General features: G+C 67.0%; 12 protein-coding genes. 7 read left to right on the top strand and 5 right to left on the bottom strand.

Features of this window, described 5'->3' with window-relative positions:
* Nucleotides 1-972 carry a hypothetical protein gene (locus EV137_RS12595; RefSeq protein WP_134128680.1) on the bottom strand — a complete coding sequence of 324 codons (972 nt, stop codon included), beginning with the start codon at nucleotides 970-972 and terminating at the stop codon, nucleotides 1-3.
* A gap of 96 nt (nucleotides 973-1068) precedes the next feature.
* Between EV137_RS12595 and EV137_RS12590 the strand changes: the two genes are divergently transcribed.
* From EV137_RS12590 to EV137_RS12575, 4 genes are all read left to right on the top strand, one after another.
* Nucleotides 1069-1758 carry a FadR/GntR family transcriptional regulator gene (locus EV137_RS12590; RefSeq protein WP_238175252.1) on the top strand — a complete coding sequence of 230 codons (690 nt, stop codon included), beginning with the start codon at nucleotides 1069-1071 and terminating at the stop codon, nucleotides 1756-1758.
* 59 nt (nucleotides 1759-1817) lie between these two features.
* Nucleotides 1818-2546, top strand: coding sequence for a creatininase family protein (locus EV137_RS12585; RefSeq protein ID WP_238175251.1), 729 nt, complete (start codon nucleotides 1818-1820; stop codon nucleotides 2544-2546).
* 90 nt (nucleotides 2547-2636) lie between these two features.
* A complete protein-coding gene (locus EV137_RS12580; RefSeq protein ID WP_134128676.1) occupies nucleotides 2637-3572 on the top strand; it encodes a CE1 family esterase in 936 nt (311 codons plus the stop codon).
* Entirely contained in the window at nucleotides 3569-5101 is a 1533-nt protein-coding gene (locus EV137_RS12575; RefSeq protein WP_134128674.1) for an AbgT family transporter, read from the top strand. Before EV137_RS12580 ends, EV137_RS12575 begins: the two co-directional genes overlap by 4 nt.
* A 435-nt stretch (nucleotides 5102-5536) precedes the next feature.
* On the opposite strand, the gene EV137_RS12570 is transcribed toward EV137_RS12575, so the two are convergent.
* Nucleotides 5537-6019 carry an SAM-dependent methyltransferase gene (locus EV137_RS12570; protein WP_134128673.1) on the bottom strand — a complete coding sequence of 161 codons (483 nt, stop codon included), beginning with the start codon at nucleotides 6017-6019 and terminating at the stop codon, nucleotides 5537-5539.
* A 26-nt stretch (nucleotides 6020-6045) separates the two neighbouring features.
* On the bottom strand, nucleotides 6046-7440 hold the full coding sequence (locus EV137_RS12565; RefSeq protein WP_134128671.1) for an NsdA family TPR-like regulatory protein: 1395 nt from the start codon (nucleotides 7438-7440) through the stop codon (nucleotides 6046-6048).
* Between the two features lie 251 nt (nucleotides 7441-7691).
* Between EV137_RS12565 and EV137_RS12560 the strand changes: the two genes are divergently transcribed.
* From EV137_RS12560 to EV137_RS12550, 3 genes are all read left to right on the top strand, one after another.
* Entirely contained in the window at nucleotides 7692-7928 is a 237-nt protein-coding gene (locus tag EV137_RS12560) for a hypothetical protein (RefSeq protein ID WP_134128669.1), read from the top strand.
* Nucleotides 7929-8234: 306 nt separating this feature from the next.
* Nucleotides 8235-9215, top strand: coding sequence for an MvdC/MvdD family ATP grasp protein (locus EV137_RS12555; protein ID WP_375372027.1), 981 nt, complete (start codon nucleotides 8235-8237; stop codon nucleotides 9213-9215).
* A 43-nt stretch (nucleotides 9216-9258) separates the two neighbouring features.
* Nucleotides 9259-10305 (top strand): methyltransferase domain-containing protein, encoded by a 1047-nt coding sequence (locus EV137_RS12550; RefSeq protein WP_238175250.1) that lies wholly within the window; start codon nucleotides 9259-9261, stop codon nucleotides 10303-10305.
* 39 nt (nucleotides 10306-10344) lie between these two features.
* Here the strand turns inward: EV137_RS12550 and EV137_RS12545 are convergent, their stop codons facing one another.
* Together EV137_RS12545 and EV137_RS12540 are read right to left on the bottom strand one after the other, a co-directional pair.
* Nucleotides 10345-10923, bottom strand: coding sequence for an isochorismatase family protein (locus EV137_RS12545; RefSeq protein WP_134128663.1), 579 nt, complete (start codon nucleotides 10921-10923; stop codon nucleotides 10345-10347).
* A gap of 66 nt (nucleotides 10924-10989) precedes the next feature.
* Nucleotides 10990-11769: an SDR family NAD(P)-dependent oxidoreductase gene (locus EV137_RS12540; RefSeq protein ID WP_134128661.1), complete on the bottom strand. Its 780-nt coding sequence runs from the start codon at nucleotides 11767-11769 to the stop codon at nucleotides 10990-10992.
* Between the last annotated feature and the right edge of the window lie 9 nt (nucleotides 11770-11778).

The following is an 11778-nucleotide window of genomic DNA, read 5'->3' as shown; positions in this document are numbered from 1 at the left end:
TTACGCCAGCCACTCGCAGAAGCCGCAGCCGACCGAGTCGGCGGCGAGGGGAAAGGCTGAGCGCGGTCGCAGAGATCTCGCGATCTGTTCTGCGCGGGCGTCGTGCCGTCGCTGGGCGTCCGCGCCGCCATAGGTGCCGGCCCGGACGTAGGCCCACTGGCGATCGCCGGCGTGGACGAAGTACTGGGTCTCGCCGTGGGCGCCCTGTCCTTGCCACAGGTTCGGGGCGAGCTCGGTGCAGCCGGTCACCGTTACCGGGCCTTCGACACGGTCGGTGAAGCCGGTGCACGGCGCCTCGTCCGGGGCCGCGTTGCGCACGGTGACAGTGACCTCGGCGATCCGCTGTCCGTTCGACGGTGGCTCCATCACGTCGTACTCGAACCCGGAGTCCCACGAGCGCACGGTGTAGGGCCAGGTGCCGTCCAGGTCGGTCTGCAGCGGCCGGGCGATGACAGCCTCGATCCGCCGCTGTTCCGACCACACCTTGGAGAGCTTGAAACCGGCCGGGAAGGCGCCGAGGAGTACGACGCCTGCCGCGATCAGAACCGCCACCGGCGACGGTCGCGACCACTGCCGGTGTCCACCGGCGGCCGGCCGGTAGCAGCCCTGGAGAATCGTGCTGACCGCGAAAGCGACAGCGGCCAGGAAGAGGAGTGGCTGGCCCCACCCGAGGAGCGATGCCCATGCCGCGGCGAGCAGGACCAGTACTCCGACCGCGGCGCCCACGCCGAAGATCGCGCCGACGTGCAGACGGATTGCGAATACCAGGATCGCGAGCGCCATCACGATCCCGCCGCCGAGAGCGCCGTACGCGACGCCGCCGAGGATTGACAGGCACTCCTCGTCGGGCAGGCAGTTCGCGGACTGGACGCTCGTCGCGATGATGCCGACCACGACGGCCACGCCGAGACCGAGGCCCAGCGCCCTGAACACGATGACGGCGATCGATCTCGCCCAGGTGCGCTCCTTCATGCCAGCAAGTTACGGGCGCGGCCGGTCACCGCGACTGAGCAGAACTACTCGTTCGGAGGCCTTGACCGAGTTGTGGCTAAGTGATTTAGTCAGTTTGTGAGTTACTCAGCTGCTGAGGTGCCGCCCAGTCTGTCGGACCGGTTGACCGAGTCGATCCTCGGGATCATCCGGGACGGTGGGTTGCGGCCCGGTGACGCGATCCCGTCGGCTCGGGAGCTGGCGAAGCGGTTCGCGATCACCACGCCGACGGTGCGGGAGGCGCTGCGGAAGCTCGAGGCCACCGGAGCGGTCGAGTTCCGGCACGGTTCCGGGACGTACGTCGGTCCGACGATCAACAACGTCGTACTGGCCAATCCGCATCGGCCGCCGATCACGAAGGACTCGGTGTTGCAGCTGATCAGTGCGCGCCTGGTGATCGAGCCGGCTGTGGCGGCGCAGTCCGCGGTCTCGCGTCAGCCCGAGAACCTCGAGCGCCTGGAGGCCGCGGTCACGAACGCGCTCGTCCCGCCAGGTGGTCCGGCGTTCGCGCTGAACTTCCACGTCGAGCTCGCGGCCGCGTCCGGGAACCCTTTGCTGCAAGAGGTTCTGGCGTCTTTGCTGAAGGTTCGCGTTCGCGAGCAGCAGCAGATCCGCGCGCTGTACGACAACCGCGCACGCGATCACGAGGAGCACCAGGCGATCGTCGACGCGGTCCGCGCCCAGGACGCCGTACGCGCCGAGCAACTGACCCGTTCACATCTGGACAACATCCGCCAGGCCGTCGAGGCCGCCCCGGAGTTCTCATGACCGTCTTCCCGGAAACAAATCGTCTCCAGGCAACGGAAAAGTTCCGGAAACTGGCGGTGATGACGACCGACGACGCGCTGGAAGCGGTCCGTACGGCGCCGCTCGTGATCATCCCGGTCGGGGCGCAGGAGCAGCACGGTGGTGGGATGGCGATGTCCACCGACACCGTCCGAGCCGTCGGCGTCGCCGAGCGCGTCGCGGAACGGCTGGCCGGGCGCGCGGTGATCGCCCCGGCCGTCCCGTACGGCGTCTCACCGCACCACATGGCGTTCGCCGGGACGATGACGTTGTCACCGGCAACGTTCATGCAAGTTCTCCGGGATCTGGTGTCCAGCCTGCACGAGCACGGCTGGCGGCAGTTCCTGGTGATCACCGGGCACGGAGGGAACAACGCCGCCCTGTCCGTGCTCGCGCAGGAGTACGTTCGCAGCGAGCTCACGTTCGCGTGGACCCCGCTCACGTCCGTCGTTTCGGACCTGATCACAGGAGTCAGCGAGGTGCACGGTCACGCCGGCGAGGCGGAGACCGCGCAGATGCTGTACCTGGCACCGGACCTGGTCCAGGCCGACCGCCTGGAGCCCGGCGCCACCACGCTAGACGACCTGACCACCACGGCCCGGCTCTCCCGGCAGTCGCGCGGACCGCGGCTGTCCGTCGGGTTCGACACGTACCACAAGCGTGGCGTGCTGGGTGATCCCCGCCGCGCCACAGCCGAGGACGGCCGGCTCCTCGTGGAGACCGCCGCCGACCGGATCGCCGCCTTCGCCGACGAGTTGCTGTCGGCCTGACGCTGCACCACGAACACTGGACCTTCGCTCAGGGAGGTCCAGGCGCGAGCCTGCCCGCCTGCGGGCCGCATGCCCCCGAGGAGGCCCCTGATGAACCTCGCACGGCCCAAAATCCCCCGTCGTACCGCCCGCCGGGTCGGTGCGCTGCTTGGAGCGGCGGCTCTGGTGACCGCCGCCACCACGTTGCCCACGGCAACGGCAGCCGGTGCTCATAGTGCCGGTTGCGGCAAGCAGGCCGCCCCGAGCGGTGACTACACCGTCACCAGCGGCGGCCTCACGCGCACCTATCGCCTGCACGTCCCGGACAACTACCAGAGCTCCAAGGCCCAGCGGCTGATCCTGGTCTACCACGGCCGCGGCAAGACCGGCGCCCAGACCGAGGCGTTCTCCGACCTGTCGAAGCTCGACGCGATCGTTGCCTACCCCAACGGCGTGATCGGCGACGAGAACAAGCAGGCCTGGCAAGGCGCGCCGTACTCTGCCGACGGTGTCGACGACGTGCAGTTCACCGAGGACCTGCTCGACCAACTGGAGGCGTCGTACTGCGTCGACACGGACGCCGTCTACGCCACCGGCAAGTCCAATGGCGCCGGTTTCACCGGGATCCTCGCCTGCCGGCTCGCCGACCGGATCGCGGCGATCGCCCCGGTCTCGGGCGCGTTCTACATCGAGGGCACGCACTGCGCGCCGAGCCGCCCGGTCCCGGTGCTCGACATCCACGGCACCGGCGACACCACGATCCCGTACGGCGGAGACGGTGAGCGCGACCTGCCCGACGTACAGACGTGGGTCAGGGACTGGACGATCCGCGACCACTGCGACCCGGACCCGAAGACTTCGCAGCTCGGGGACGACGTCCTGAAGTTCACGTACAAGGGCTGCAAGGCGGACGTCGTACACGTCGCGGTCACCGACGGCGGGCACAGCTGGCCGGGATCGGATGCGACGTCCGGTCCGGGCTACGTGACGCAGACGTTCGAAGCGCACGAGTTGATCGGCGCGTTCTTCAAGGCGCACACGTTATGAGTACGGCGACCGACACGAGGGAGCTGCCGCGCCTGGTGAGGGCGATGGCGGTGATCGAGCGGATCGGGAACGCGCTGCCGCACCCGTTCTGGCTGTTCTGGATCCTGTCGGCGATCTTGGCCGTGGTGAGCGCGATCCTATCCGCGCTGGACGTCTCGGTGCTCTCGCCGAAGGACGGCAAGGAGGTCGCCGTACAGAACCTGCTGTCCGGCGACGGGCTGCAGATGGCGGTGTCGACGGCGATCTCGAACTTCGCCGAGTTCCCGCCGATGGCCACGATCGTGGTCGTGATCATGGGCGTCGCGCTGGCCGAGCGGACCGGGTTCCTGCAGGTGCTGATGCGGGTCAGCGTGTCCCGGGTGCCGCAGTCGATGGTGGTGTTCGCGGTCGCGTTCGCCGGCACGATGGCACATGTCGCGTCGGCCGCGGCGTACATCATCCTGGTGCCGCTCGGCGGGCTCGCGTTCCGCGCGGTCGGCCGGTCACCGATCCTCGGCATCGTGGTCGCGTACACCGCGATCGCCTCCGGGTACGACGCCAGCCCGATCCCGACCCCGAACGACGCGATCTTCGCCGGCATCACCACGGCCGCCGCTCGCACGGTGAACCCGGACGCGCACGTCTCGGTGTTGTCGAACTGGTTCTTCAACATCGCGTCCTCGGTACTGCTGGCCTTGGTGATCACGCTGGTCACCCGCTTGGTGCTGAGCAAGCGCACCGACCTCGAGGCCGATCCGGACGCGCCTGGCGACGACGCAGACCAACTGGCGGTGTCGGTTGCCGAGCGCAAGGGTCTGCGCCGGGCCGGGATCGTGTTCCTGGTCGCGGCTTTTGCGATCGTCGCAGTCCTGGTGCCGCACGGATCCCCGTTGCGCGGCAAGGACGGAAGCATCGTCGACTCGCCGTTCCTGGACGGCATCGCGATGGTGGTCGCCGTACTCTTCGGCCTCGTCGGAATCACGTACGGCGTGACAGTGAAGGCGATCGAGCGAGCGGCCGACGTACCGAAGCTGATGGCCGAAGGCATCAAACAGATGGCCCCGGTGCTGGTGCTGTTCTTCGCGATCGCGCAGTTCCTCGCGTACTTCGACTGGAGCAACCTCGGCGACCTGCTGTCCGCGGAGTCGGCCCGGGTACTCGGTGACCTCGGCGCGCCGAAGGTCGTGATCTTCCTCGGCATCCTCGCGCTGCTGACGGTGATCAACATCCTGGTGACGAGCGGCTCCGCGATGTGGTCCCTGACCGCACCGATCCTGGTCCCGATGATGCTGCTCCTGAGCGTCCCCGCCGAGACCACCCAGGCCCTGTTCCGAATCGCCGACTCAGGCTCGACCGCGATCACGCCCATGAGCCCATACTTCGTAATGGCCCTCGGCTTCCTCCAGCACTACCGCAAAAACGCCGGCGTAGGCACGCTAGCGTCATACACAGTCCCACTCGCAGTCTCAATGACCATCGCCTGGACACTCCTATTCCTCGCCTGGTGGGCCCTAGGCATCCCCCTCGGCCCAGGAGCCCCCGTCAGATAGGAGAGCCCCACGCGGTGCTACGCACGGCTCCTCCGTCGCCGCGCTACGCACCGCTCCCACCCACCCCCGGCTAGCGCCGGTGCATTAGCTGCCGGCTCCCGCCGGCGACCTGCGGCTATCGCCGCATGCGACCACACCGCCACCCCCGCCAACATGTGCTGGCAAAACCGACCCGACCGGATCCCGGCGACCAAATCCAACTACTCGATACGTCGCCGCCCGGACTCTGCCCGATCTCCTCCGAACAGCTGAGCCCCACCCGAGTCACGCCGATCGGCTGGCGCTCACTGTTCCAGCCTAAATCGATCGTGACCGTGTCGCGCTCAACGCCTGCCCGATGTGAGGGCGGAACACCATCGCCTGGTCGGCCTGTTCGCGGGCTGCCGACCCGGGACGCGATCAAACCTTCGTCCGGACGACGTGCAACGGCGCGTATCAGCTGTGGGGTGCGAAGTAGTTCGTGAGCATTTCGGTCGGCCAGGCGGGTTGGTGGACAGGGCCGCGGGGGCCGAAGTCGGTGAACCAGGGTTTGATGTCGAGGACGGGGGTGCCGTCCACGGCGTCGAGGTCTTCGACGTGGAGGTCCAGGCCGTCGACTTTGAGGAGGCGGCAGCGGGAGACACCTAGCCAGTTGAGGCGGCGCATGTTGCGATGGGCGAAGACGCCTGCCTCTGGCCAGTCGGGGTTGTTGCGGGCTGACCGGGCGCCGAGGTGGAGGTCCGACTGATCGGTCAGGTGGAAGTGGAAGACGACCTCGATGTGGGAGAAGTCTTCGAGGCCTTTGGTGGAGTCGGGACCGAGTCGCGGGTCGTCGATGCGGATGATTGCCTGGGTGCCGCCCCAGTAGTCGTCGGTGGGTTCGACTCTGCCGCCGATGACGTGGGCGACGGGGTGGAGTGTGATCGACTGGTCGGTCATCGTTTCCCCTTGCTGGTAAGGCGCCGTCAGCGGTCGACCGCGGCGAGGTATCTGGCTGCTCGATTGTCGAGCTCGGCGACTGAGCGGATGCCTTTGGCCCGGTAGACGGAAAGGCTTGCGCGCATGTCGCGGACGGCTTGGCGAGCTCGTCCGGAGTGAATTCCGTCCATCGCGTCGAGAGCTCCCGACCAGGTGCCGCATGCCTCTTCGATGGCTCCGGTACGAGCTTGTACGGCACCTAGGTAGCCGAGGGTTACTGCATGAGTCCGGGTGAAGGTCGCGGTCTTGCGAGTGCGAACGCTCCGCTCGAACTCCTTGGTCGCGCCCGTGAGGTCACCCATGTCGCGCAGGGTGCAGGCGGTTTCGTGGGCCAGGCTGGCTTCGCCGAAGAAGAACACACGGCCTGGCTCGTCATTACCGACAGATGCAGCCGCCAGGTCTGTCTCGGCTCGAAGGAGTGCTTGGCTGGCGGCGGCTCGTTGTCCGTCGACGGCGAGTGCTCGTGCGTGGACGACTCCGATCAGCGAGCGTTCGCGAGGACTTGCCTCGCCGTAGCGCTTTCCGTCCAGCGAGGCCTCGGCGATCCGGACGGCCTGTCGGTGGTGCCCGAGGTCGACAGCCTGGTGAGCCATCGCCCGGAGGATGTGTGCGGCGAGCGGCGCGTCGTCGGCCTCTGCTGCCAGCTTTACCGCGACGCCGAAGTACTGCTGCGCAATTGCATGCTCCGAGTTGTCGAATGCCATCCACCCCACGAGATAGGCAAGTTCGCCGGCCGTGGAGAACATGCCTCGGCGTACGGCGTCATCGGCGTAGGAAGCGCGCAGATATCCAGCAACGTCGGAGGACAGGTACTGAACGACGGCTGCGCGGGCATGCCCGCCGCCTCGGCGCTGGTCGATGCGTGTGAACAGCTGAACGGTCTCTCGTACGGCGTCCAGATCGCCTCGGCCGACCAAACGTCCGCCGACGGCCTTGCGATGGCCGGCGGCTCGGTCGCGAAGGTGGTCCCACCATGCCTGATCCGGCAGCGCCAGCGCGGCGACCGAGTAGCCGGCAGCCCGCAGTACGGCCCTGCGCTCGACATCCAAGGTGCTTCTCCCGAGATCGACCAGCGCCGTCAGAGTATCGGTATTCCAGTCGATCGCTGGTGCGGAGGCCGCCGCTGTGAGACCGATCTCATCGGCGGTGACGATTCGTCCGAGCCGCCGTGACAGCGTCTCGATGAGGATGTCGGGCGCGGCACCGGATGGTCTGGAGCCGGCGACCCAATGCGAGACGTGCGATCGACCGATGCCTGCGCTGTCCTCAGATCGCCGCTCGGCAGCGACGCGTCCGAAGGCGAGAGCGAGTTGGGCATGTGACCAACCCGCCTCGGCGATCACTGCCGCGAGCTTCACGTTGCGTTGCCGAGTCTTTGACACGACAGATGCCTCCCCTCGGTGAGCAGCCGATCGAGCCTGCCGTTCACTGCTTTCACCACACGGAACCGTTGCTGCAGGTACCAACTCACCGTAACCGATGGTTCGCTCGATGTGTCGGGAAATCCCGGCGCTCGGTGACAGAACGGAATGAGAGCTGTCGTGAACGCACAGATGCGGATCCTCGCGGTGGTTGCTGCGGTTTTGGCCGTGGCGATGGTGATCGACGTGCTGCGCGATCTGCGAGGCCGTCGATGACGACTCTGGAGCGACGCCTGGTGCAGGTCTGGTTCGGCAGCCACGTGATTGCCACGTACGTCGCCCAGCGGCCACTCGCTGACCAGTACGCCGCCGCGATGAGCCGCCGATTCACCGGGCTGCGCATCACCAACGAGCCGCTACCGCCATCGGCTGCCGGCGATCCGCAGTACGTCCCCGATCATCCACCGATTCCGCCCGAGCAGCGGCTCTGGCCATTGACCGTCTTCTGATCCTCACCTCATAGGAGAACACCATGTGGCAAGACCATGATCGCTTTCCCTCAGCAACGCTCGGACCGTCGATGGCGGTGGATCCGTCCGAGCGTTCGGGCTGCGGTTCGTCGACTATTCGCCGGGTCGACCCCGCTTCGTTCGCCCGAGAGTGACGCTCTGCCCGGAGCGACAGGTCGGCCTGGTCGATGGACGGCCGGCAATCGACGTGATGCCGGTCGCGGCCTCTATGACCCAGACTGAGTCCGACGGCAAAGATGTGCTCACCGTCGACTGGGCAGTCGACGACAAGTAGAGGAACCCGACATGCCCCAACCAGCACGGATCCTCGTCCTCACCCATGAGGACGACCCCACAGCCGATGTCGTTCTGCATGAGCTGAATGCGCGAGGGACCTCGTTTGTGCGCTGCGATCCGGGAGACTTTCCAGCGTTCGGTCTTCGTCTCACGGCGAGACTCGATCCGGGCGGGGCAGGCTGGGACGGACGGCTGATCGGTGCGCCTCGCGAGATCGATCTGACTGCGCTCCGAGCTGTGTACTACCGGCGACCATCGGAGTTCCGTCTTCCGGGAGGCGGAACTCCTAGCGAAGAGGCTTTCGCCCGCACTCAGGCCAGGCATGGGTTCTCGGGAATTCTCAACGGCCTGCCCGAAGTGATGTGGCTCAACCATCCAGCAGCCATGGCGGACGCACGGGTCAAACCGCACCAGCTTGCTGTCGCCACACGCTGTGGTCTGCAGGTACCGGCGACGCTCATCACCAATGAGCCGACGGCGGTCGGTGACTTCGCGCGATCAGTGGGCGGACGGATCATCACCAAGTCGTTGGCCACCATGGTGACCGTCGACGACGACCACGGGAGCGGCGTCCTGTACACGGCTGAGGTTGCCGAGGACCTCTGGTCGGATCCGGGAATCTCGGCGACTGCGCATCTGTTCCAGGAACTCGTTCCGGGCATCGATGTTCGGATGACCGTCGTCGCCGGCCAGTTCTTCGCCGCCGAGATTCATCCCACCGACCCCGAAGGACCGATCGATATCAGGGCCCACCATGAGCAAGTCAGCTATCGGGTTGTCGACGTGCCTGCGGACGTACGGCGGTCTGTTCTCGATCTGCTCCGGGAACTTCGGCTGACTTTCGCAGCTCTTGACTTTCGAATCGTTCCAGGGCGTGGCTGGGTGTTTCTCGAAGCCAATCCCAACGGACAATGGGCCTTCATCCCCGAGCTTCGGGCCCCTATCGCCGACGCGATCACCGACCTCTTGGAGACCAATGCCGACGAGTAGGCCGACATCGAACGATGGCCGCGCCGCCGAGTACCTGGACAGGATGGTTGGCGGCCTCGTGTCGAGCGGTGCGCTGGTCGATCCGCGCTGGCAGGCAGCGTTCAGGGCGGTGCCTCGCCATCTGTTCGTGCCGCTCTTCTATCGCAACGACCAACAGGGCAGCACGGTTGTTGATCCTGCCTTCGGCGATGAGTGGCTGGACGGCGTCTACTCGGATGTGCACCTCGTCACGACCGAGGACGTCCGTTCATCCTCGACGGCGCCGAGCCTGATGGCGCGGATGCTCGAGGCACTCGATCTGAAGGGTGGCGAGAAGGTCCTCGAGATCGGAACGGGCACCGGCTACAACACGGCCCTCCTATCGGAGCGGCTCGGCGCGGACCACGTGACCAGTGTCGACATCGATCCCGACCTGATCGCTCAGGCGCAGGAACGGTTGAACCTCGCCGGGTATGCCCCTCTTGTCGTAGCTGCCGATGGAACCGGTGGCTACCCGGGTGCTGGGCCGTACGACGCGGTCATCGCAACCTGCCGGCTCGACTACATCCCAGCAGCGTGGTTGAGTCAGCTCCGCCCAGATGGAGTCATCGTGACTCCACTAGGTGCAGGCATCGCAGTACTCCGGAAAACTTCAACCAACGATGCAGCAGGTGCCTTTCTGCCCGCTTCGGCCTATTTCATGCCGCTGCGTCATCAACCTGAGCCCGCGCTCATCGGAGACCTGATCAAGCTTGCCTTGGACAGTTCCGGCGCCACTCGCCCCTACCGCTTCGACGCCTCGATCTACACCGACAATGAAGCCCGGTTCTGGCTGGACCTGACCAACCCCGAGGTCCGTACCGCAACAGTGGACGGCGTCCCATTGTTCTTCCGCGCCGATGGCTCCTGGGCTCGCCTAACCAGCAACCAGGTAACCCAAGGCGGCCCCATCGACCTCTGGGACGCCGTCGAAACCGCCCACGCCACGTGGCTGACGGCGGGCCGCCCACCCCGCGAGCGCTATCGCCTGACGGTCACCAACACCTCCCAAGCCGTCTTCCTCACCGACCAGCCCACCTCAACCCACCACCTCAAACCGCCGCTCGAGTAAACGCGAGGACGTAGCGCGTCCTTTGTCCGTTCAGCGCGGTTAGGTGAGGGATACGCCGGCGGTGCGGAGGTCTGTTAGGGCTTGTTGGGTGGTGGGTTCGGCTACGCCGGCGGTTAGGGCGGTGAGGACTGTGGTGGTGAAGCCTTCTTTGCGGGCGTCTAGGGCGGTGGCTCGGACGCAGTAGTCGGTGGCGATGCCGCAGACGTCGACGTCGGTGACGCCCTTGCCGCGTAGCCAGTCGGCGAGGGTTTGACCGCCTTCGTGCGACTTGCCCTCGAAGCCGGAGTAGGCGGCCGCGTACTCGCCCTTGTCGAAGATTGCGTCGAAGGGCTGCGGGTCCAGGTTCGGGTGGAAGCTGACGCCGTCGGTGCCGGCTACGCAGTGCCGCGGCCAGGAGTGCACGAAGTCGGGTTCCTTGGAGAAGTGGTCACCCGGGTCGATGTGGTGGTCCCGGGTGGCCACGACGTACGCGTACTGCCGGTCGTCCGGCTCGGCCTCGTGCCATTTGTGCAGCAGCTCCCCGATCCGGAACGCGACGTCGGCGCCGCCGGGGACGGGCAGGCTTCCGCCCTCGCAGAAGTCGTTCTGCACATCAACCACGATCAGTGCCCGGGCCATCGCGACGCTCCTTCTCCGGAGTACTCCTGAGCCCACCGTACAAGCGCCGACGCCGTCAGTGCTGCATTACGCAGGGATCAGATCGCCGCCGGTGACGTGCAGCAACTGGCCCTGGATCGCCTTGGTGCGGGGCGAGGTCAGGAACAGGATCGCGTCGGCGAGCTCGGACGCGTCGGGGAGGTGCCGGGCGGTGAATCCGGCCGCGATCCGGTCCAGCGCCTGGCGGGGGATGACCCGGTGCGCGCCGTTCTCCAGCGTGATACCGGGGAGTACGACGTTGACCAGTACGCCGTCCGCGCCCAGATCGTGCTGCAGGCTCGCCGCCAGGCCGTGCAGTCCCGCCTTCGCGGCGCCGTACGCCCAGGAACCGCGCATGCCGCGCTCGGCGAGGTCCGTCGAGATCAGCACCAGGCGGCCGTGCTCGGAGGCGCGGAGCGCCGGTGCGACCTGCTGGACGAGGTGGTAGTTCCCCTCGAGGTTGGCCCGGATGATCTCGGTCCACCACTCGACCCGGGAGTCCTCGATCCGCTCCGGCCGGTCGTCGTACCCGAGCGTTCCCCAGCTGACCGCGTTCGCGACCACGGCGTCCAGCCCGCCCCAGTGCTCCACCGTCGACGCGACGGCGGCCGCGATCGTCTCCGGCGCACCGAGGTCCAGTTGGACGACGTACGCCGTACCACCCGCCGCCTCGATCTCCTCCGCGACCGCCTCGGCGGCGTTCTTCTGCGAGTTGTAGGTGATCGCGACCCGGGCCCCTTCCCGCCCGTACGCGATCGCGGTAGCCCGCCCGATGCCCGACGACCCGCCCGTCACCAGCACCGCGGCATCCTTCAAACCCAGGTCCATGACCCGTCC

Source organism: Kribbella pratensis, assembly GCF_004366075.1.
GTDB lineage: Bacteria > Actinomycetota > Actinomycetes > Propionibacteriales > Kribbellaceae > Kribbella > Kribbella pratensis.
This window is presented reverse-complemented; position numbering and strand designations above follow the sequence as displayed.

Bases quoted from the DNA above. Each gene is read 5' to 3' on its own strand.
- EV137_RS12550 (WP_238175250.1), top strand. From the start codon at position 9,259: ATGGTTGGCGGCCTCGTGTCGAGCGGTGCGCTGGTCGATCCGCGCTGG.
- EV137_RS12555 (WP_375372027.1), top strand. From the start codon at position 8,235: ATGCCCCAACCAGCACGGATCCTCGTCCTCACCCATGAGGACGACCCC.
- EV137_RS12540 (WP_134128661.1), bottom strand. From the start codon at position 11,769: ATGGACCTGGGTTTGAAGGATGCCGCGGTGCTGGTGACGGGCGGGTCG.
- EV137_RS12585 (WP_238175251.1), top strand. From the start codon at position 1,818: ATGACGACCGACGACGCGCTGGAAGCGGTCCGTACGGCGCCGCTCGTG.
- EV137_RS12595 (WP_134128680.1), bottom strand. From the start codon at position 972: ATGAAGGAGCGCACCTGGGCGAGATCGATCGCCGTCATCGTGTTCAGG.
- EV137_RS12560 (WP_134128669.1), top strand. From the start codon at position 7,692: ATGACGACTCTGGAGCGACGCCTGGTGCAGGTCTGGTTCGGCAGCCAC.
- EV137_RS12580 (WP_134128676.1), top strand. From the start codon at position 2,637: ATGAACCTCGCACGGCCCAAAATCCCCCGTCGTACCGCCCGCCGGGTC.
- EV137_RS12575 (WP_134128674.1), top strand. From the start codon at position 3,569: ATGAGTACGGCGACCGACACGAGGGAGCTGCCGCGCCTGGTGAGGGCG.
- EV137_RS12570 (WP_134128673.1), bottom strand. From the start codon at position 6,019: ATGACCGACCAGTCGATCACACTCCACCCCGTCGCCCACGTCATCGGC.
- EV137_RS12545 (WP_134128663.1), bottom strand. From the start codon at position 10,923: ATGGCCCGGGCACTGATCGTGGTTGATGTGCAGAACGACTTCTGCGAG.